18 protein-coding genes and 1 pseudogene are annotated in these 20,031 nt (G+C 52.2%); 2 read left to right on the top strand and 17 right to left on the bottom strand.

Features of this window, described 5'->3' with window-relative positions; translation table 11 throughout:
- Positions 1–13 precede the first annotated feature (13 nt).
- From H663_RS24365 to H663_RS24285, 17 genes and pseudogenes are all read right to left on the bottom strand, one after another.
- On the bottom strand, positions 14–1,513 hold the full coding sequence (locus tag H663_RS24365) for a lipopolysaccharide biosynthesis protein (protein WP_053176266.1): 1,500 nt from the start codon (positions 1,511–1,513) through the stop codon (positions 14–16).
- Between the two features lie 83 nt (positions 1,514–1,596).
- Positions 1,597–2,019 (bottom strand): GNAT family N-acetyltransferase, encoded by a 423-nt coding sequence (locus H663_RS24360; RefSeq protein WP_053176268.1) that lies wholly within the window; start codon positions 2,017–2,019, stop codon positions 1,597–1,599.
- A 41-nt stretch (positions 2,020–2,060) separates the two neighbouring features.
- Complete coding sequence (locus H663_RS24355; protein ID WP_083451341.1) at positions 2,061–2,987, bottom strand: DegT/DnrJ/EryC1/StrS family aminotransferase; 927 nt, start codon at positions 2,985–2,987, stop codon at positions 2,061–2,063.
- 16 nt (positions 2,988–3,003) lie between these two features.
- Positions 3,004–3,720 carry a WbqC family protein gene (locus tag H663_RS24350; protein WP_053176272.1) on the bottom strand — a complete coding sequence of 239 codons (717 nt, stop codon included), beginning with the start codon at positions 3,718–3,720 and terminating at the stop codon, positions 3,004–3,006.
- Complete coding sequence (locus H663_RS24345; RefSeq protein ID WP_053176274.1) at positions 3,717–4,838, bottom strand: DegT/DnrJ/EryC1/StrS aminotransferase family protein; 1,122 nt, start codon at positions 4,836–4,838, stop codon at positions 3,717–3,719. Before H663_RS24345 ends, H663_RS24350 begins: the two co-directional genes overlap by 4 nt.
- 16 nt (positions 4,839–4,854) lie before the next feature.
- Positions 4,855–6,324: a mannose-1-phosphate guanylyltransferase/mannose-6-phosphate isomerase gene (locus H663_RS24340; protein WP_053176276.1), complete on the bottom strand. Its 1,470-nt coding sequence runs from the start codon at positions 6,322–6,324 to the stop codon at positions 4,855–4,857.
- A gap of 579 nt (positions 6,325–6,903) precedes the next feature.
- Positions 6,904–8,049, bottom strand: coding sequence for an MraY family glycosyltransferase (locus H663_RS24335; protein WP_053176278.1), 1,146 nt, complete (start codon positions 8,047–8,049; stop codon positions 6,904–6,906).
- A 364-nt stretch (positions 8,050–8,413) separates the two neighbouring features.
- Positions 8,414–8,725, bottom strand: coding sequence for a type II toxin-antitoxin system RelE/ParE family toxin (locus tag H663_RS24330; RefSeq protein ID WP_053176280.1), 312 nt, complete (start codon positions 8,723–8,725; stop codon positions 8,414–8,416).
- Positions 8,722–8,976 (bottom strand): antitoxin, encoded by a 255-nt coding sequence (locus H663_RS24325; protein ID WP_053176282.1) that lies wholly within the window; start codon positions 8,974–8,976, stop codon positions 8,722–8,724. The genes H663_RS24330 and H663_RS24325 overlap by 4 nt, the downstream gene beginning before the upstream one ends.
- Positions 8,977–9,126: 150 nt before the next feature.
- Complete coding sequence (locus H663_RS24320; protein WP_053176284.1) at positions 9,127–9,528, bottom strand: PIN domain-containing protein; 402 nt, start codon at positions 9,526–9,528, stop codon at positions 9,127–9,129.
- Positions 9,525–9,758, bottom strand: a complete 234-nt coding sequence (locus H663_RS24315; RefSeq protein WP_053176286.1) for an AbrB/MazE/SpoVT family DNA-binding domain-containing protein — start codon at positions 9,756–9,758, stop codon at positions 9,525–9,527. Before H663_RS24315 ends, H663_RS24320 begins: the two co-directional genes overlap by 4 nt.
- A 256-nt stretch (positions 9,759–10,014) precedes the next feature.
- A pseudogene (locus H663_RS24310) lies at positions 10,015–10,491 on the bottom strand (PIN domain-containing protein).
- Positions 10,488–10,739 (bottom strand): UPF0175 family protein, encoded by a 252-nt coding sequence (locus H663_RS24305; protein WP_053176288.1) that lies wholly within the window; start codon positions 10,737–10,739, stop codon positions 10,488–10,490. The pseudogene H663_RS24310 and the gene H663_RS24305 overlap by 4 nt, the downstream one beginning before the upstream one ends.
- A gap of 62 nt (positions 10,740–10,801) precedes the next feature.
- Entirely contained in the window at positions 10,802–11,236 is a 435-nt protein-coding gene (locus H663_RS24300; RefSeq protein WP_053176290.1) for a type II toxin-antitoxin system VapC family toxin, read from the bottom strand.
- Positions 11,233–11,490: a FitA-like ribbon-helix-helix domain-containing protein gene (locus tag H663_RS24295; protein ID WP_053176292.1), complete on the bottom strand. Its 258-nt coding sequence runs from the start codon at positions 11,488–11,490 to the stop codon at positions 11,233–11,235. The genes H663_RS24300 and H663_RS24295 overlap by 4 nt, the downstream gene beginning before the upstream one ends.
- Before the next feature lie 756 nt (positions 11,491–12,246).
- The gene (locus tag H663_RS24290) at positions 12,247–13,422 is read right to left on the bottom strand and encodes a GumC family protein (protein WP_053176298.1); all 1,176 of its coding nucleotides are present in this window, start codon (positions 13,420–13,422) and stop codon (positions 12,247–12,249) included.
- A 494-nt stretch (positions 13,423–13,916) separates the two neighbouring features.
- A complete protein-coding gene (locus tag H663_RS24285) occupies positions 13,917–16,289 on the bottom strand; it encodes a polysaccharide biosynthesis/export family protein (protein ID WP_053176299.1) in 2,373 nt (790 codons plus the stop codon).
- Positions 16,290–16,769: 480 nt separating this feature from the next.
- On the opposite strand from H663_RS24285, the gene H663_RS24280 reads away from it, so the two are divergent.
- Positions 16,770–17,705 carry a hypothetical protein gene (locus H663_RS24280; RefSeq protein ID WP_133239957.1) on the top strand — a complete coding sequence of 312 codons (936 nt, stop codon included), beginning with the start codon at positions 16,770–16,772 and terminating at the stop codon, positions 17,703–17,705.
- 68 nt (positions 17,706–17,773) lie between these two features.
- Positions 17,774–20,014, top strand: coding sequence for a YjbH domain-containing protein (locus tag H663_RS24275; protein WP_053176303.1), 2,241 nt, complete (start codon positions 17,774–17,776; stop codon positions 20,012–20,014).
- Positions 20,015–20,031 lie beyond the last annotated feature (17 nt).

Below are 20,031 nucleotides of genomic sequence, written 5' to 3'. Positions count from 1 at the left end.
TGTTATTTAAAAATCAAAATTTCGATAAAATTATTTTGGAAAAGAACTTAATTACGATTGGGCTGAAGAGTAGCGCTGCTACATATATTGTTATTATTGATATGGAGTTTAATAATTTATCATCCGTCAAAGGGACAATTATTTTTGCAGTAACTATGACAATAAATGGAAAAAAAATAACTTTAATTATGTCATTCCATAACCAATTGAAATGTTCATTTTTAAAAAAGTTCCGATGCACAATCGGTGTCCAGAACAAAAATGATAGAGAGTTGACAATCAGCCAACTCCAGCAAGCACCACTAATCCCATAAATGGAAACTGACCATACTAGTGTTGGATAAAGAATTAGTGCATATAGTGTATTCCCTATTACGTGTAGTTTCAACTTACCTTCTGCATACTGCAAAAGTAATGGAAGGGAAGCAATTGTCATCAGGCAGTTGCCAGCAGCATAAAACGCGAGAACATATCCGGATCTTTCAGCGGCTATTGAATCCCCAGTCCATATTTCGATGATTTGCGCATGAAAAAAACACAAAATTAAAGTTGCTGGTATCACGGCAATGGACGTATATTGACTTATTTTCCTATAAATAAACTTCATTCCCACAATGTCTTGCGTTGAATACAATAACGCAAGTTTTGGAATAGCTGTACTTGTTATTGGTCCTCCAATTACGGTAATCCCACTAGCTAACAAAACACCGATAGAAAAATAGCCATAGTCACTGAGTGTAAGCAATTTTGAGAGGACAATTTTATCAGTTTGAGTTATAAGCGCCCATATAGCAGACGTGAATGCCACGCCGCCAGAGAATCCCATCAATGGTCGTATCGCTTGCATAGGATTAGCGTGACGACTGCTGTTGTTTTCACCTAAATTGCACCTTATCAGGCGCTGGCTTTTATTTGCTAATCCATATATTTCAAGACATGCGATTGCTACTTGATAGACAAAAAAAACTACAAAAGATCCTTCGGTGATGTATAAAATTGGGATCACAATTAAGAATCTCAATGTAGTAATAAATATATTCCAATAGCTTAGCCATTGGAATTCTTCAAATCCCGTGATGGACGCACGGTAGAGTCCTGACATCCAGCGTAAAGACACGCAAACAGCAATAGCCACCAGGGCTTGTTGAACCTCAAATTTATCCAATTGGTTTATTTTCAACCAATTATTTACAATAAAATCAGTTCCTATTACTAATGCCAAACAACCAGATATCGAAATTACAATAAAAATCTTTTTAATTGCGGAAAGAATATCAAAATACTCGGACTTGCTTTTTTCGTTTCCCCTTGCACGTGCAGTTTCGCGGGCTAGCGTCGGCGTCAACCCGAGGTCTAGAATGTTAAATATTGCTTGAATTAACGTAAATATTCCGATAAGACCATATGCTTCGGGGCCCATTAATTTCAAGTAAATGGGGGTCACGATTATGCCGGTGCCGGCCATATACACTTGCGCGACAATATTAGCTGTAATTTTTTTCTTTAATTCCATTAAACAATTTTCTGTTCTTTATATTATTAATTAGATTGCAAATTTTTATTATTTTTCTGCGTTTTTTAGAATAAATTTTATTTTTAATTAAAAATATTTTTGTAAGCAATAAATGATTTATCTGTTTCTTTTTCAATTAAAAAACCTAATCCTCTATAGAAATTGACTGCTTTAAGATTTGTTTTGTAAATCTCTAGGGTAATTTTTCCGAAGCCGATTTTTTTCAAGTAATCAACAGTCATTTCAATCAGTTGAGTTCCTATACCATTAATTCTGTGCGATTTAGATACTGCGAGCATTGTTACGTATGCAATCTGTTTTTCGGGATCATTACAATATACAGCAATAAAACCCGCTAATTTTCCACCTTCAATTATTGAAAATATCGTTGCGTGTCTCGTAATTTTTTCAGCGTACTCATTTAATTTTATTTCCTCTTTAAGAGGTGGTGTGAAGTCATCGGAGACATCGTTTAATAGCTCCTCTATAAGCGCTGAAATACTCATACAATCCTACTAATCCGATTGAATATAATTTAAAAAAACTGTTAATGCGTTTTGAAAAATTTTTTTATTTCAGCGCACATGCTATCAACCTGGTCCATACTAATGTCCTGATGAATCGGTAGATTTAGGATCGACTTTGATATTGAGTGCGAAGTTGGATATTCTTGTTCAGAGATTTCCGTAATAAGACGATAGTATAATGCGGTGGTCTCGAGCTTACGATCCATTAAATAAAAATATAATTTTTCTCTAAGATTATTCGCAACTTTAATCGGAAAAGTTTGTGGTATTTCATGATTTTGGAGCTCGAATAGTATTTCGATTTCTTGAATATCTTGAAGCTGTTCGAAAAATATTCTATAATTTATTCTTCTTATTTCTGCTATCTGCTCAAAATTCGCGAGTGCATAAGCTTCAACTACAGAAGCCGTAGCAGCTTCGTGTCCATGTATTTCAGGTATCGACAGTTGGCCGTTGTTTACCTTTAGCAATCCACCAGTCTGTGTTGCAAGATATTTATGGATTGAATAGAAGCTGTAATCGCCAACTTCACCCAATTCAAGTGGATTGGTTGAAAGATAAAATGCATGAGCGCAATCCTCCACCATTACTGCATCATTATCATTACATAGTTTTCTTATGAATTTTAGATTGGTTCTACAAAATCCAAAATAATGAATAATTAGAACAATATCAATATCTGAATTCATTTTTTGCTGTAAGTCCTCTAAATCTGGACTCAAATCTTCCTTCAGTTTGTAAAATACAAAGTCAGATGCACTGGATTGAATTGGATCAAACACTCCAGAGCCTTCTCGATCTGTGTATCCAATGTAAGAAGGCAGAAGAATTTTTTTCTTCTCTTGGCCTGATGCACTGGAGATAATCTTCGCCCAAGCCGTTCGAGCATTTTTGGTGAAAATTGCTCTTGTTTTACAAGTTTCAATAGATGTTGGATTTTTATTCATATTTTAATCGCTCATTTCATTCATTCAAGAAGAAAACGTTATCCAGCATTTCACAAATATCTTTTGGCGAGTTAAACATCATAACATCGATGATTGAGAGTCCATTTTCAAATGTTGGTCGTCTCTGCGGATAAGGTGGTAAATTATTACCCATAAACGACAGCTTTATTCCAGCTTCATCGAATTGTTTTCTTTTAAATATTTCAACTCCACCGGTAGGATTTATGTACTCTGTTGCACCCATTGATTTTGATATATTTAAGGCCCACTCTCCTGGGTGTGTTACCTCCTCTATTTTCAAATCCATCTCGCTGTATATGTGAATTTTTGGAGTTAATCCTATATATTGGCAAGTTTTTTCTAAAATGTTTTTATTGATTTCAGTTATGCTTGTCTTCTCCGATTTTAACGACTCCCGTATAACTGCCAGTGTATCGTGATAGAATGGAGATTTTTTTTTGTAATGATCTAGCTGTCTTATTATTTTTTCTTGCCAATCTTCATTTGTTCTAGTTTTGACATCTTGAATCTTCGTTCCAAGATTAAATTTTTCAAGTGGTGCTGCGATATATTGCCAACTATCTTGTGGCTTTAAGATTCGATTTCTTTCTATCCAGCCGTGTCTAATAAATTGAACCGTATCAAATAAAATAAATAAATCTGTTTTTTTAATCAAGCTATAATATCCAAGATATGGAAAAAAATACGGCTGCATTATTCCAATTTTTTTCATTTTTGCACCCCCATCATACAAATTAAATTTATTATTTTTTCCACTTCAGCGTCTTGTAGGTTCGGATAAATTGGCAGGCATAGTACTCTCGTTGCTGCATCTGTTGCGACTGGCAAGTTTCCTTTACTCGAGGATGGCATTCCTCTGTACATTGAAAAGTCTGATATTAATGGGTAAAAGTATCGTCGTCCATTTACGCCATGGTCTTTGAGCTTTTGGTAAAGCGTATCGCGACTTAGCGGGTAATCATCATCTACTAGGATTGGAAAATACGAATGATTAGCTACGATTTGACCCGCTTGCGGCAAGCAGCGAATTCCTTGTACACCTTTTAAACCATCTCGGTAGGTTGCATCAATTAAAGCTCGTCTCTCGATGATGTACGGCATATGCTTCAGTTGCAACAAACCAAAGGCAGCGTTGATTTCGCTCATCTTTCCGTTGATACCTGGCGCTACCACAGTTGTCTCATCCACAAAACCAAAGTTTTTCAAGTGGTCAATGCGTTGTTTCGTTTTTGCATCCGGGCAGATGATTGCTCCACCTTCAAAAGTGTTGAATACCTTAGTTGCATGAAAGCTGAGCACAGACAGATCGCCATGATTGAGCACACTACCGCAATGACACTGGACACCAAAGGCATGAGCGGCATCGTAAATAACCTTCAGGTTGTAGTTGTCAGCAATTTTCTGGATCGCATCCACGTCACAAGGGTTACCGTAACAATGCACAGGCATGATTGCCGTGGTTTGAGGGGTAATCGCTGACTCAATTTTGGTCGGATCAAGATTTAGTGTTTCAGGCTCTATATCTACAAACACTGGTTTATTGCCATTCCAGAGCAAGGAGTGCGCTGTGGCAACAAAGCTGTAAGGCGTTGTAATGACCTCTCCAGTAATCCGAAGGGCTTGCAACGCTGTGATCAGCGCCAACGTGCCATTCGAGAAAAGTGCCACATGTTCTACTCCAAGGTATTCACAGAGGGATTTTTCAAGTTGCTGGTGGAATTGTCCCCCATTGGTGAGGATTTTATTTTCCCAAATTTGCTCGAGATAAGGCGTGAATTCCTCCAATGGCGGAAGATAAGGCTGTGTTACGTAGATTGGTTTGCTATTCATTTTTTAGATTCCCAGCTCATACTGAGCGCCCGTAGGTGTCTTGAAACCGGACGATGTCGTCCTCGCCCAGATAGCTGCCCGACTGCACTTCGATGATTTCGAGTGGAATGCTGCCGGGGTTGGCCAGGCGGTGCACCTCGCCCAGTGGGATGTAGGTGGACTGGTTTTCGGTGAGCAAAAGCACTTTGTCGCCATTGGTGATTTCGGCTGTGCCTTTGACCACGATCCAGTGCTCTGCGCGATGGTGGTGCATTTGCAGGCTCAGGCTGGCTTTGGGCTTGACCTGGATGCGCTTGACCTTGAAGCGCCCTCCTTCGTCAATGCTGTCGTACCAGCCCCAGGGGCGGTGCACTTTGCGGTGCAGGGTGTGTTCTTCGCGCTGGCTGTTTTGCAGCTGGGCCACGATGTGTTTCACGTCCTGGCAGCGGCTTTTGTCGGCCACCAGCACCGCATCTGCGGTTTCCACCACGATGAGGTCGCTCACGCCCACCAGGGTGACCAGGCGGCTGCTGGCGTGCACCAGGGTGTTGCGGCTGTCGGTGGCCAGCACGTCGCCGGTGTGGGCGTTCCCGTTGGCGTCTTTGCCCTGCACGCTCCACACGGCGTCCCATGCGCCCAGGTCGCTCCAGCCTGCATTCAGGGGCACCATCTGGATGGGGAATACGCTGCCGGGGCAGTGTTCCATGACTGCGTAGTCCACCGACTCTGAGGGAATAGCGGCAAATTCTGCTTTGCCAGGCCGGATGAATTGGGCGTCTTGTTTTTTGACGGCCCATGCGGCTTGGCAGGCTTGGGCGATGTCGGGGCGAAAGGTTTGCAGGGCTTTGAGCCAGACCGATGCACGCAGCACAAACATGCCGGCGTTCCAGAAGTAGTTGCCTTCTTGAAGGTATTGCTGGGCGGTTTGCAGGTCGGGTTTTTCGACGAACTTGAGGACGGCTTGGCACTGGATTGCCGCGTCGCTGCGCTCCTCGCAATGACGGGCGTGGGGGGCAGCCTGGATGTAGCCATAGCCGGTTTCGGGTTTGTCGGGGGTGACGCCCAATATGACGATGCTGCCCTGCTCTGCTTGGGCGATGGCTTGTTGGACTGCGGCTGTGAATGCGGCTCTATCAGTCACGGTCTGGTCTGCCGGGGTGACGACCAGCACGGGGTCTTGTCCGTTTTCTGTGGCAGCCAGGGCGGCCAATGTGAGTGCGGGGGCTGTGTTGCGGCCCACGGGTTCGAGCAGTGCGGTGCCCAGTGCAATCCCCGCTTCGCGCAATTGCTCAGCGGCCAAAAAGCGATGATCTTCACCGCTGACGATGACCGGCGCAGCCATTTGAATGCTGGCATTGCCCAGACCATTGAGTCGTTGTGCGGCTTGCTGAAACAAACTGTCTTGGCCCGTCAGACACAAAAACTGCTTGGGAAAACCTGTGCGAGACAGCGGCCAAAGGCGTGTGCCAGAGCCGCCGCAAAGGATGACTGGGGTAACTTGGATCATGGATAAAAGGTACTGAAAACGAATCGGGTGGATGACACTGTCACACCATAGGTCGGTACTTGAAGAGTCCGACATTTTTGGTTTTGGCAAAGGCCCATGTCGGGGTCTTCGACCGCCGACCTACGAATACACGGTATTCCCGTAGGTCGGTACTCGCAGAGTCCGACGTTGTGGGCAGGCCGGTAGACTCCTTGCGCAGCACATTGGCGTGCATGCAGTTGTCGGGGTCTTCGACCACCGACCTACGAATACTCGGTTTTCCCGTAGGTCGGTACTCGCAGAGTCCGACATTTTTGGTTTCAGCACAGGCCCATGTCGGGGTCTTCGACCGCCGACCTACGAATACACGGTATTCCCGTAGGTCGGTACTCGCAGAGTCCGACGTTGTGGGCAGGCCGGTAGCCTCTTTGCGCAGCACATTGGCGTGCATGCAGTTGTCGGGATCTTCGACCACCGACCTACGAATACACGGTATTCCCGTAGGTCGGTACTCGCAGAGTCCGACATTTTTGGTTTCGGCACAGGCCCATGTCGGGGTCTTTGACCGCCGACCTACAACATGTTTGAGCAATGAAAACTTCACAGGGCCGAATCAATAGGTGGTTTGCGTTTGACCAGCAAAAATGCAAGGGGTGAACACCAGCTGTGCCGCACCATGCGTGCATAGAAGGCCACATAGCCCAGCCCTAGCCCCACAAAGGCCAGCACTGACAGCGCCGTTGATTCATAAGTCAGGTTGGCCAGGACAATGGCCGTCAAGGTCAAGAGACCGATCAACACGCCAGTGATGGAGTTTCTGATGTTTGCTGTGTATTGCCCAAACCAGCGGGCCACATAGCGGCGCTTGACCAGGCTGTGAAAGTGCAGGCGGTCGGGGTGACCGGGGTTGGCTTTTTTGACCTTGCGCCTGTAGATGCTGAACAGCACTTCGGTGACCGGGTGTACGCAAACGGCCAAGGCGGCAAAGGCTGACACAGACGGATTGCGCTCCAGCAACAAGACAGCCACCCAAGCCAATGCAAAGCCAATGAAGTAAGAGCCGCCGTCGCCCAAAAAGAGTTTGCCAAATGGCCAGTTGACCCAGAAAAAGCCCCACACACAGGCCGCCAGCAGCAGCGACACGCCAGCCAGCGTGGTGTCCCCCACTTGCCAGGCGATCATGGCGTAGCCCAGAAAGGCCAGGGTGGACATGGTGCTGGCCAACCCGTTGAATCCGTCGATGATGTTGATGGCGTTGGCCACGCCGCCCACGGCAAAGGCGGTGAAGATGACGGACACGATGGTGAAGTGCAGCACCCAGTCCACACCCCAGATGTCGACCCGGTGCAGTGACTGATCGGTCAGCCACCAGGCCAGCATGCCCGATGCCATGGTAGCCAGCAGGCGCAGCGCGACGCCCACGCGATTGCTGATGTCTTCGGCCACACCAAAGATGAAGGCGGGCATGCCCGCAATCAGCAGCGGGGTGAGCATGGCTTGCACGTTGGCGGGCGCATGAGTCCATGCCACGCCAAGGCTCAGCACAATGGGGATGCCGCCCACGCGGGGTGTGGGCGCGGTGTGAAATTTTTGCACGCCGTCGGTGAAGTCCATGCTCCACACACCATGCCAACGCTTGGTCAGCACCAACAACACACACAGGGCAAAGCTGGACACAAAGCCCCATGCCGCCGCGGTGATGGCGGGCGAATGAAATACGCCGTTGACGGCTTGGATGATGTTCATGAAACGTTGAGGCATGCACCACCGAATGGGTCGGGGGTGATGGGGGAGCTTTGTAGGTCGGTGGTCGTAGACCCCGGCATGGGGCTTGCGCCAGAGCTTGGAAGCGTCGGACTCTTCGAGTACCGACCTACGGGGTGTTGGTTTTTTGTAGGTCGGTGGTCGAAGACCCCGACATGGGGCCTGTGCCGGAGCTTGTAAACGTCGGACTCTTCGAGTACCGACCTACGGGGGAATGGTTTTTGTACGTTTGTCGGGGCTGAAGCCGCCGAACTACGAGGTATTGGTTTTTGTAGGTCGGTACCTTCAGGTCCGACATTTTTTTCAGAAGCTATTTATTTGCCAGATTGGTTATTGGCAATGTCGATCACTTCAATCTTGATTTCAAACGATCAACCATCTCCATGCGCTCATGCAATATGGCAAGAATGAGCGCGGGCTGTCCAACTTGCGGTAGGCAAAAAATGAAATGTTGACCGACCCATTTCACCCTAAGACCTGGATAGAGATCGTCTCTTGTGCGAAAGACACCCTTGCTCAGCGCCACTTCTGTCGCAGCGCTTTCGATTTGAGCGACATAGGCTCTGCACTGTGCCTCACCCCATGTTTGGATACTGTAACGAACGATATTTCGTAAATCAGCGGCAGCACTTCGGGTGAGGATGTATGGCAGTGTCATTGTCTGAGGGCTGTTTTCAACTCGGCCTCAGCAATGGCTGAAATGCTGTCTTGAACGCATTCTCCGCGCTGAGCTTGTGCAACACGCTCAGCAAGCAGAGCTTTGATTTCTTGCAAGGCCTCATCTTCTGTGGTTGCAGATGGGAAAAGGCGTTCCAAGGTGTATTGCTTGATACTTTTTCCGGCCAAAGCGGCAAGAGCTTTGAGCGATTGGTGCTGTTGCTCGGTGACGTCAATGGTGAGTCGGCTCATGTTGTTGGCTCCGAAATCGTTTGAAGTGGGTGCCAGTATTTCACAAATGTGGGTTTGTGCATATGTGGTGAGGTACGTCGGACAATTTGGCTGCCCTTTGATTTCAAGTCGGGGCTAAAGCCGCCTACCTACGGGGTGTTGGTTTGCCGCTTAAAGCTGGGTAAACGGGTTTTTGATGTGTATGCCCAGCAGCGTTTGGCCGTTGTGCATGTCTTCGCTCATGAGCGTGTTGGCTCCACAGGCTTTTGCAGCGGCCACTATATGGGCGTCATAAAAAGACAAATGGTGTTGCTCTGCAATCTGCATAGCTTGGGCGTGAGTTTCAACCGTGAGGGGCACAATTTGGCAGTGGGCTTTGACGGCGTTCAGCACGTCATGAATCTCTGGCCAGGATAGCTTGAGTTTGCGCAAACAGACGGAAGTGACTTCATTGAGAACTTGAACGCTGATGCTGGGCATTGAGCTCAACAAGGTCTCTGCAATGTCTGCCTTGCGCGTGTCTGCGGAAAGCAAATAAAGAATGACGTTGCTGTCCAAAAACGTGATGGTCATTGTTCTTCGTTGGCTTGCAGACGGTCAAAGTGAAAGTCGGCAGGAAGTCGGCCTCGCATTTGGCGCAGACGGGCCAGCAATTCGACTCGCCCCGGTTTTTTGCTGACTTCAAAGTTTTTTTCACCAACCAGATGCAGCTCGATTTCTTCACCTTCTTTGAGGTCGAGCGCGGCGACCAGGCTTGCCGGAAAACGCACTGCAAGAGAATTTCCCCATTTAGCGACTTGCATGTTTGAGTCCTCATGGATATACAAAATTTAATTGTATATCCACCCAAGGCTGGTGTTGGTTTGTGGGCTGATCCAAAGGTAGTTGCCGTTCAGGGGCCTGTGCCAGAGCCTGTAAACGTCGGACTCTTCGAGTACCGACCTACGGGGAGTTGGTTTTGTGCGTTTGTCGGGGCTGAAGCCGCCGACCTACGGGGAGTTGGTTTTTGTAGGTCGGGGCTTTCAAGTCCGACATTGTTTATTGCACGTTTTTATCAGTTTATTGCTCGCCAGCCATGGCAAGTACGGCATTGAGCAAACTAGGGGCAATGTGAATTTGACTACCAGCGATCAGGTCAAGACTTGGCTTGACTTGGGTGATCAAGCCTGCATTTTTTGCCTGTATCAGTACACCGAGTGATCCGATGATCTTGATTTGATTGATCTGTGCAACTTTGCGCCCCCTCCTGTCATCAATCAGAAGATAGTCTGCATTGACTGCTTTGTAGAGCAGCATGGCCTGTGTTTCGCCTGCATCAGCATATGCGTCCAAATAAACATAACCCGTCATGTCAACCTTGCGGACTTTGCCTTGCAATTACCCATGCAATCGCTTCGATTGTGGTTTAGGGGAGACTGCGACTTCTTGAAACACTGTTTCTGGAACCAGCACCTCCCCAAAAAGCATGTCAAGCCAAACCAGCCCATCACACGTTGCAAGCGCGATGAGCGCTGAAGCATCTGCAACCAAAATCATGCAGTTCTGAAGTCGGTCAGTTCCTGCGCCAACTCTTCCGGGCTGATGTCCAATGTAGGCACTTGATTGGATTTACAAACGCTCATGAATTCATAAATGTCCATGTCGGCCAATTCGGCTGCTTTTGCCAAAGTCACACGCGCTTGTTGAAACAGCCATAGTGCGTAAGAAATACGGATTTCTTTTTGGACTTGGCTCGCCCCTTGAAGAAAAACAAAGTCATCAGGAAGGTCAATGGCAATTTGCATGATGGACTCCTGCTTGCTGCGTGGATCGAGTCAGTGTACCGCGACTATTTTCGGCCTGATGCTCAATGATGAAGCCAAGGGTTGATGAGTTGCAAGTCATCGATGCCTTCAAAGTCTTTGGTGTTGCGAGTCACCAGGGTCAAATTGGCTTGCAAGGCGATGGCGGCAATTTGTGCGTCGGCGGTGTCTATGGGTCTGCCAGCTAACTGGCGTTGCGCCCTGATCATGGCGTAGCGGCCTGTGGCCTGCCCTCCAAAATCGATGCATCTGCCCAAAAAGTCTTCTTCAAAGATTTGACATGCCGCCAGCGCCATGGCTTCGCGGCGTTTGCCTGCGGGCAAGAGTGCAATGCCTGCCAAAATTTCTGCTTGGGTGATGACACTGGTTTGCATCAAATTGGCGTTTTGTCCTGCGAACCAAGCAAGCACTTGGGGTGCCGGGTTTTCGCGCATGAGTTCCGAAAGGACGTTGGTGTCAATGAGGAATCCTGCGCTCATGCGGGGTCAAAGTTCGGGACCGGACGTGCGGGCAAGCGTTCTGGCACAGGCAGGTTTTCGGCACCCAGGCCTTTGAAGCGCTGGTTGATACGAAGTGCAAACTCCAGGCCGCTGGAGGGGGTGGTTTCAGCAGCGAGTGTGTTTTGCAAGATGTTCCTGACTTCTTGCTCCATGGACAAACCGTGACGTGCAGCACGCAGGCGCAGGCTGGCTTTGAGCTTGTCGTCGAGGTTGCGTATGGTGATGCTGCTCATGGGGTGGGGTGTTTAAATGATTGCAATGATTTCATTGTAATCATCTGTTGGCTTTCGTCGGGGCTGAAGCCGCCGACCTAGGGGGTGTTGGTTTTGTAGTTCGGTGGTCGAAGACCCCGACATGGGGCCTGTGCCAGAGCTTGTAAACTGGCTTTGAGCTTGTCGTCGAGGTTGCGTATGGTGATGCTGCTCATGGGGTGGGGTGTTTAAATGATTGCAATGATTTCATTGTAATCATCTGTTGGCTTTCGTCGGGGCTGAAGCCGCCGACCTAGGGGGTGTTGGTTTTGTAGGTCGGTGGTCGAAGACCCCGACATGGGGCCTGCGCCAGAGCTTGGAAACGTCGGACTCTTCGAGTGCCGACCTACGGGGAAATGGTTTTTGTACGTTTGTCGGGGCTGAAGCCGCCGACCTACGGGGAGTTGGTTTTTTGTAGGTCGGTGGTCGAAGACCCCGACATATGGCCTGTGCCAGAGCTTGTAAACGTCGGACTCTTCGAGTGCCGACCTACAGGGAATGGTTTTTGTACGTTTGTCGGGGCTGAAGCCGCCGACCTACGGGGAGATGGTTTTTTGTAGGTCGGTGGTCGTAGACCCCGACATGGGGCCTGTGCCAGAACTTGGAAACGTCGGACTCTTCGAGTACCGACCTACGAGGTGTTGAGTTTTGTAGGTCGGTGGTCGAAGACCCCGACATGGGGCCAGCGCCAGAGCTTGTAAACGTCGGACTCTTCGAGTACCGACCTACGGGTGAAGTTCAGCGGGTTTTGCCGATGGCTTTGTGCCAAGAGGCTTTGAGGGCGCTGAGTTTTTGGGCAGATTCTTGGTCTTGGTTGGCGTTGCGCAGGGCTTGGCGGATGAACACGAACAGCAGCAATGCAAAGCCGGTGGCCAGGGTGGCGATGATGGCGATCAGGGCTTTTTTGGGTTTGGCTTTGCGTTCGGGGGGCTGGGCTGCGTCGAGCACCTGGACGACGGCACCTTCGCGGGCTTCGTCGACCTTGGCCAGTTCGTACTGTTTGGCGAACAGGTCGAACAGGGTTTCGTGGTACTTGAAGTCGCGGTATTTGGCCACGTAGTCGCCCTGCCCTGCGGCGTCGCCCGTGGTGTCTTTTTCTTGTTTGCCAAGCTGTGCGCGCAAGGTGGCCAGCTCGTTCATGGCTTGCTTGAAGTCGGGGGCGCTTTCGGCCAGGTAGCCACGCATGGCTCCCAACTTGACTTCTTGGGCGGTGACTTGCGCCTGCAATGCGGCCACACCGGCCACGGCCGATGCGGGGTTGGATTTGAGCACGCTGCCGCTGATGCCTGTGGATTTCAAAGCGGCTTCGGCCTGGATGAGTTTGTCTTTGGACTGAAGCAGTTGTTTTTCAAAGAACACGCGGCGTTGCTGGGCTTCGGTGACCGCCAATTTGCCCAGCAGGGTGCGCAGCTCTTGCACATAGGCATTGGCCACATCAGCGGCAAACTGGGGGTCTTTATCGTCAAACTCGGCACTGATCAGGCCGTCTTTGCCTGCGGTGATGCGGGTGTTGGCTTCCAGGCTTTTGCGGGCGTCGGTTTTGAAGTCGGCTTTGTAGCGCTCTTGCAATTTAAAGCGCTCGATCAGGGCGTCTTCGATGGCATTGCTTTTCATGAAGGCAATGTATTGGTCAGACGGGTTTTTAAGACCTGCGGCAGCACCGGCCAGTCCCCCCAAACCGCCCAGGCTGGCGAGCATGCTGGCGGCAGCGCTTTGCTGTTGTTGGGGGGGCAGAAATTGGGTTTTGGCGGTGTAGATGGGGGGGATGACAAAGGTGACGGCCAAGGCCAACACGCCCACAGCCAAGGGGCCGAGCACCAGCAGACGCAGGTTGTCGACGACGGTTTGCAGCAGGTCAAGCAGGCTGATTTCGTCTTCTTCTGTGTCTGCGGGGTTATATGGGGTGTCTGTCATGTGCGGTCAATGTCGGGGCTAAAGCCACCGACCTACGGGGGATGGGGTGTTGGGGTTTTGCGATCAATGTCGGGGCTAAAGCCGCCGACCTACGAAGGTGTTGGTTTTTGTAGGTCGGCACCTTTAGGTCCGACGTTCGTTCAATTCGCGAAGCGACACTTGGCGTTGTAGGTCGGTGGCTTCAGCCCCGACATGCGTTCATTTCGCGAAGCGACACTTGGTTTTTGTAGGTCGGTGGTCGAAGACCCCGACGTGTGGTGCCCAGAGGCTTCAGGTTGGCTGGCGATTGATGTCGGACTCTTCGAGTACCGACCTACGAGGTGTTGGCGTTTTGTAGGTCGGTGGCTTCAGCCCCGACATGCGTTCATTTCGCGAAGCGACACTTGGTGTTGTAGGTCGGTGGCTTCAGCCCCGACGTTCGTTCATTTCGCGAAGCGACACTTGGTTTTTGTAGGTCGGTGGTCGAAGACCCCGACGTGTTGGGTCAAGCATCATCAACGCAATGTCTTCAGGCCTGCGGCCCCCAAACCAAATTGGTAAAACAGCTGCGTCCAGTCTTTGGCGCCCTGAATGAACTGGGTGTAGGCGGTGCGGCGGTCCACCAATTCGGGCACAAAGAGTGAGTCGCCGGGGTACATGGGGGTGCGCAAAAAGGTGCCGTGGCCAAAGCCCAGCCAGCTGCGTTGGGCTTTGTTGGCCAGCACACTGCCGTCGGCGCGGATGAGCAAGACGGCTTCGAGGTCGGCTTCGCGTGTGGGGCCTGCTTTTTCAAGGTAGTCGCCCACGGTGTGGGTGGCTTTGTGGATGAAGCTGGTTTCAGACAACACGGCGCCAAACACGCCCACAAAGCTGGGCTTGTGCGGAATGACGATGCTGTCGCCGTCTTCCAGGGCCAGGGCTGGCATGACGGGGTCGGTGGGCTCCATCTCTAGGCTGATGCGGCCACTGGCTTTGAGGTTGCGAACGCGATCGAGCAGCGCTTTTTGGGCGGCGGCTTGGGCTTGTTGGCTGATTTTTTCGGCGTCGCTGGCGTTTTGGGCCAGGCTGGCCGATTGGCTGGCGATGTTGGCTTCAAGCTGGCGGGTGGCTTTGTCGAGGTTGGCTTGTTGTTGCAGCCGGGTGCTTTCGCGGGTGAGCACCGTGGCATACAGGAATGAATTGCGGCTCAGGCCCCCTGCCCGCTTGACGACGTCGGGCAAGGTTTCGCCGGGGGCGATTTGGTAAACACCGGGCACCATGACTTCACCGGCCAGGCGCACAAACTGGTTGCGCTTTTCAATGGGCACGGGCAAGTCGTTCACGCCAAAGATGGTGACCACGTCGCCAGGCTGCAGTTGCAGGTTGTTGGCGGGGTCTTTGTCTTTGATGGCTTTGCCCAGGTTGAAGGGAATGAGCACGGTTTTGACTTCTTTGGCGTCCAGCCGTTCGATGGCGGCGTAGTCCCAGTTGATTTCGGTCAGCAGGTTTTTGACATCGCCCGCCACACGGTCCACGCTGATGGCTTTGCCGCTTTCAAACTGGACCATGCTGTTTTTGCGGGTGTAGTAGTCGCCTTGAATCAGCGCAGCTGGCTCTGGAATCAAATCGGACACGCGCATGCCAGGCTTGAAGCTGTAGCGCAGGGGCGCGGCCACGTTGCCGCGCAGGGTGACGGCATTGGAGAACTGGGCGGCGATGGGCAGCAAGGTGACCATGTCGCCATTGCGCACGGTGGTTTTCAGGCCAGCAGCGTCCAGGCTGCGTTCTTGCACGCTGCGGGGGGCCTGACTGTTGGCGTTGTCGATGCGTTCGACCAGGGCTTTGTGCGGGGTGGTCAGCACATTGAGCCCGCCGCTGTAGCCCAGCACGGCCTGAAGTGGTTCTTCTGGGGATTTGAGTTCGTAAATGGCCGGGGTGTCCAGTGCGCCCAGCATGGCCACGCGTGGGCCTGCGGGGGGGATGACGATCACGTCTCCGGGCAAAAGCTGTGCGTCGGCTGCGGTTTTTCCGCTGTGGATGAAGGCGTACAGGTCGAGGGTGGTGATGGTTTTGCCATCGCGCACCAGCTGGATTTGGCGCATGCTGCCGGTGGCAGCGGGGCCACCGCTTTCAAACAGGGTGCTGATGAGGGTGGACAGGCCCGAGACGGTGTAGGCCCCGGGTTTGCGCGCCTGACCGACCACATAGACCTGGATGCTGCGCAGGCGCCCGAGGGTGGCGTTGAGTTCGAAGTTGTTGAACACGCGGCCCACTTGGGCTTTTAGTTGTTTTTCGAGCTGGTCGGCGCGGATGCCTGCCACGGTGACGGGGCCGACTTTGGGGATGGTGATTTGGCCGTTGCGGTCGACGGTCAGGCGAATGGCGGTGTCGATGGAGCCCCAGAGTTTGAGGTCGATATCGTCGCCGGGGCCGACCACGTAGTTGGCCGGCACGGGCACGTTGGTCAGCGAATTGAAGTTGTTGCCGTTGAACAGGTTGTAGCCATAAAGCGGCAGGGCTTGGCCCGAGGCGGAGGCCACAAAGCGCTGAAATTGGTTGACGGCCAGGGGGCCCCCATCATTTTTGAGACCCTGGACAGCGACAGGACCGGTGCCCTGCCCCATGTCAGAAAAACCAGCGCCGGGTGTGCGGGCGGCATCCGCAGCGTTGGGGCTTTGCAAGCCGGGCAAACCGTTGCCTCTGGCAGATGCGCCTTCCATGCCCAGCATGCCGCCCGTGGCAGCAGGTATTACTGCCGAGGGTGCAAGGGCAGCAACGGTGACGGCGGGTGTGTAGCTGGCATCTGTAGCCCAGTTGCGCTGTGCCAAGGCCTGCGGGGCTGTTCCTGCAACCCACAAGACCCCCAGACCAAGCTGGATGAGTGATTTCAGGGGGGGTGAAATTTTCATGGCGTCGAGAAACAAAATTTGAGGAGGGTGCGCTGGGCCCCAACATGGAGCGTGCAGGCTACCGCAGTGCCCGGGGCTGTTTTCACAGTTGGGCAGGGTCTGAAACTGTCTGGCGGCTGACGCAAGTGACGTCAACACGCGGTTTTGAGAGGAAGCTGGATTCTAGTGGCTTGGAGTTCCAAAAATAATTACAAAAGACTAAAAAATGGAATTTTCTGTCTCCTAAAACACATTCTTTTGTTACCAAACGAACAGTCTTTTATCGATAAATTTTGTCAAAACATTCACTTTTCAAACGAAACACCAAGAACCACAATTCATTGCATCCTGTGAAAAATCAAGTTTTTCAACAAATTTGCAATTTCAAAAACACAAACGCTCACGGAACACAAAAAACCTTAAAGATGATCTTTTGTTGATTTTTACAATTCATACGTTTAAGATTTGGCAAAACTTAAACATCTGGTGGCGTAAAAATTCATGAAAACCTCATTTAGTGCTCTCTTGAGCGGTTTGGCGGTCAGTGTTGTGATGACGGCATGCGGCGGCGGCAGCCCTGACAGCCCCGTGGCCAGCAATGTGCAAACCACTTCTGTGCCCGCATTGGGGGCGGTGTATGGCGCCTCGGTCTATGTTTACAACACGGCCGGGCAGTTGCTGAGCACGGGCACCACGGACGCCGTCACGGGCAAGGCAAGCTTGTCGGTGTCTTCTGCGGCTTTGGGGCCATTTCTTTACAAGGTGGTGTTGTCAGGCGGCAGTCGCTATTACGACGAGGGTCTGGATGCGGTGGTCACGGTGGCCCCCAACGAGAGCTTGACCATGTTGTCGGTGGCCACAACGACTTCGGCTGAGGTGGGCATCACGGCGCTGAGCAATATGGCGGTGCGGCTGGCAGGCATTGAGCCCGAGATGCTGGGCACCAGCGCAGCGGGTGCCTTGTCTTTGGACAAGCTGGCTGATGCGGTGGCCACGGTGATGGCGGTGTTGGGTTTGCCGGCCGACTTTGACTTGTTTGCAGCGCCCGTGGCGGCCAGCCCCAACAACAAGAATCCGGCTTCGGTGTATGGCAAGTTGTTGGCCCAATTGGCCATCAATGCGGGGCCTGGCAACAACGCCTTCACACAAGCGGCCAGTTTGGCGCAAGCCATCACCCGCCAAGGGGTGGTGGCCAGCGCTCAGACGCTGGTGGACTTGAACCTGGCTTTGCAGGCATCGGCTGGGGCCATGGGCATTGAGATTTCAGATGCGCAGGCTTTGATCAATGACCCCGCACGCTTGGCGCAGCAAGTGGCTTTGATCAGACCCTCCGTTCGGGCCAGTTTGGCCCCGCCCGTGGTGCCGACTGCCCCTGTGGTGCCCCGTGCTGGCGGGAGCGCCAGTTTCACAAGCGGCAGCACCAGCACCTTCAACTGAGCCTCTGTCACAGGTTCTGATTCATTCACATATTCAGGGAGGCTGCGTGAAACGCGCAGTGATACAAGATGCGATCCAGTTATTTACAAGCCACGCTTTATGTGGTCATGGCCTCCCCTGCTGCGGCACTCGATTTGGGGGTGGGCTCTAACGGCGTGGCGGGCTTGACGGTGTTTCCGATGGCAACCATACCGACGGGGTCGTTGGTGTACCAATACCAAAACCGGGTGATGGATTCGGACGGGAGACAGGGTTTAAACCACTCTTTGGCGGTGGGCTTGAACAGTTTTGCAGAACTGGGCATACGAACGGCCGACACCACGACCAAGCGGAGCATGTATGACGGCGGCGGTGGCATCAGGGACTTGTCGGCGTCGGGAAAGCTGCAGTTCAACCCTTTTCTGGGGTTGAAAGATTCGCCATGGAAGCTGGCGGTCGGGGCGACTGACCACGGGGGTGCGGCCACGAATTTTCGGTCCAACTATGCGGTGATCACGCATGACCAGCCGAAGTGGGCGGCATCGCTGGGCTATGCCAGTGCCGAAAAAAACCCGAACAACCCGATTCATGGGGTGTTTGGCAGTGCAGCGCTTCAGGCCACGCCCTGGTTGCGGGTGCGGGCCGAATCGAACGAGGAACGGTCTTGGGCGGGGTTGACGCTGTCCAACGAAAGTTGGCTGGCCAAAATCAATGCGCCGGTGGGTGCCTCTGTGTATTTGAATGTGGATCAGCAGGTGCGCGGTGTGGCCACGGCCGAAGGTCGCAAGCCCTGGCTGGGTGTGGGTGTGAGCCTGCCGCTGGACTGGAGCCTGGGGCGGCAAAGTGCACCCAGCCGTCAGGCGCAAGCGGTGTCCCCGCCAACCATTCAAGCCTTGTCGACGGCCCCGGCTGTGGATTTGGCTGTGGCCTCAGCCGAAACCAGTCCGGCTGAAAAAGTGCTGGCGCAAGCGCCTGTCGCCACAGTTGCGCTGCCCTTGAGTGAGGCAGCGTCTTCTCCTGCACCCGCACCGGGCAGCCGACTCGCAGCCATGGAACGCCTGGCCCAGGCTTTGGCAGAGCATGGGTTTGAAGGCATTGATGTGGGGCAGTCGGGCAACACTTTGGTTGTCAAGGTGTCCGACTTTGTGTACGAGCACAGCCTGCTCGATGGCGCCGGTGTGGCCCTGGGCCTGCTGAGCCAGTTGGCCGGTGAATTTGACAATTACCGTTTGGTGCAAGCTCGCTGGGGCACGCCCAGTGTGGGCTTCAATGGGCAACTGGCTTGCCTGGCGCAGTGGCTCTTGGTGCTGCCCTGCTCTGCCCATGAGGCGGTGCAACCGGTCTTCAGAGATCTGGATGCGGCTTTGGCGGGTGTGGACTGGCGGGTGCGCGACCATGCGCCCTACCGCTACAAGCTGCGGGTGAAGGTGAACCCGATTTACAACTATTACTGGGCGATTGAGTATTCATTGCTGGACTATTCGATGGGCTTGAACATCAACCCCTTCATTCACTTGTGGGATGGGGGGGCGCTGGAGTTTTCGCGCTCGGCGCACATGACCAGCAGCAAAGAGTTTCAGCCCGGCGGCAATTTGCATTACAGCCGCATTCCTGACGCCAATCGCCGGGTGTTGCTGCACCACATGCAAAAGCTCAAACATGGCGTGTCGGTTCGCCTGAGCGCGGGTGAGTTGATGCAGGGCAATTTGCGCGGCGGCCAAACTGAAACCCGCTGGGATGCCAAGAGCGGTGAGTGGGCCATGGGTGTGAATGTGTCGCATTGGCAAGCCCCCAAAAACACCACCAGCATGCCGACCGGCGGCACCAAGCTGGGGTTTGTTCGCTATGCGCCCACAGGCAGCGACTGGAGTTTGGAGGTGTCCGGGGGCGAGTATTGGTTCAAGGACAAAGGGATGACAGCAAGCTCAAGCCATTGGTTCGGGGATACCAAGTTCAGCTATTTTGTGCGCCACTCGGTCCCACCTGAGCGCTTTTGGCCGGGCAAACAGTCCATCACCGTGGCAGGGGTGGAGCTGACCTTGCCGTTGACACCCCGCAAGGCCATGAACGCAGATTCGGGCTGGCAGATCAAGGGAACGCCGCGCTTGGGCCTGAGTTTGCTCAGCCCGATCAACCGGGAAACGGAAAACTGGCTGGCCTATTCAAACGGCGCACCGATTTACCAAAAAGCCTGGGTAGAGCCCGCCATTCCCAACTATGTGAGCCATGTACTGCTCGATTCAGACCGCGCCAACGCGAGCTATTTTTCGGGCAAGCTGGAACGCTTGCGCTACGCGTATCAACGCTGGGTCATGAAAACGACGCAATGAACCATTGGCAAGTCGGC

This window comes from Limnohabitans planktonicus II-D5 (genome assembly GCF_001270065.2).
Lineage (GTDB): Bacteria > Pseudomonadota > Gammaproteobacteria > Burkholderiales > Burkholderiaceae_C > Limnohabitans_A > Limnohabitans_A planktonicus.
This window is presented reverse-complemented; position numbering and strand designations above follow the sequence as displayed.

Excerpts from the sequence above, each read along its gene's own strand:
- H663_RS24300 (WP_053176290.1), bottom strand. The coding sequence starts at position 11,236 with ATGAGCGCAGGATTCCTCATTGACACCAACGTCCTTTCGGAACTCATG.
- H663_RS24360 (WP_053176268.1), bottom strand. The coding sequence starts at position 2,019 with ATGAGTATTTCAGCGCTTATAGAGGAGCTATTAAACGATGTCTCCGAT.
- H663_RS24345 (WP_053176274.1), bottom strand. The coding sequence starts at position 4,838 with ATGAATAGCAAACCAATCTACGTAACACAGCCTTATCTTCCGCCATTG.
- H663_RS24285 (WP_053176299.1), bottom strand. The coding sequence starts at position 16,289 with ATGAAAATTTCACCCCCCCTGAAATCACTCATCCAGCTTGGTCTGGGG.
- H663_RS24305 (WP_053176288.1), bottom strand. The coding sequence starts at position 10,739 with ATGCAAATTGCCATTGACCTTCCTGATGACTTTGTTTTTCTTCAAGGG.
- H663_RS24355 (WP_083451341.1), bottom strand. The coding sequence starts at position 2,987 with ATGAATAAAAATCCAACATCTATTGAAACTTGTAAAACAAGAGCAATT.
- H663_RS24325 (WP_053176282.1), bottom strand. The coding sequence starts at position 8,976 with ATGAGCCGACTCACCATTGACGTCACCGAGCAACAGCACCAATCGCTC.
- H663_RS24295 (WP_053176292.1), bottom strand. The coding sequence starts at position 11,490 with ATGAGCAGCATCACCATACGCAACCTCGACGACAAGCTCAAAGCCAGC.
- H663_RS24350 (WP_053176272.1), bottom strand. The coding sequence starts at position 3,720 with ATGAAAAAAATTGGAATAATGCAGCCGTATTTTTTTCCATATCTTGGA.
- H663_RS24330 (WP_053176280.1), bottom strand. The coding sequence starts at position 8,725 with ATGACACTGCCATACATCCTCACCCGAAGTGCTGCCGCTGATTTACGA.
- H663_RS24320 (WP_053176284.1), bottom strand. The coding sequence starts at position 9,528 with ATGACCATCACGTTTTTGGACAGCAACGTCATTCTTTATTTGCTTTCC.
- H663_RS24335 (WP_053176278.1), bottom strand. The coding sequence starts at position 8,049 with ATGAACATCATCCAAGCCGTCAACGGCGTATTTCATTCGCCCGCCATC.
- H663_RS24275 (WP_053176303.1), top strand. The coding sequence starts at position 17,774 with ATGCGATCCAGTTATTTACAAGCCACGCTTTATGTGGTCATGGCCTCC.
- H663_RS24280 (WP_133239957.1), top strand. The coding sequence starts at position 16,770 with ATGAAAACCTCATTTAGTGCTCTCTTGAGCGGTTTGGCGGTCAGTGTT.
- H663_RS24365 (WP_053176266.1), bottom strand. The coding sequence starts at position 1,513 with ATGGAATTAAAGAAAAAAATTACAGCTAATATTGTCGCGCAAGTGTAT.
- H663_RS24290 (WP_053176298.1), bottom strand. The coding sequence starts at position 13,422 with ATGACAGACACCCCATATAACCCCGCAGACACAGAAGAAGACGAAATC.
- H663_RS24315 (WP_053176286.1), bottom strand. The coding sequence starts at position 9,758 with ATGCAAGTCGCTAAATGGGGAAATTCTCTTGCAGTGCGTTTTCCGGCA.
- H663_RS24340 (WP_053176276.1), bottom strand. The coding sequence starts at position 6,324 with ATGATCCAAGTTACCCCAGTCATCCTTTGCGGCGGCTCTGGCACACGC.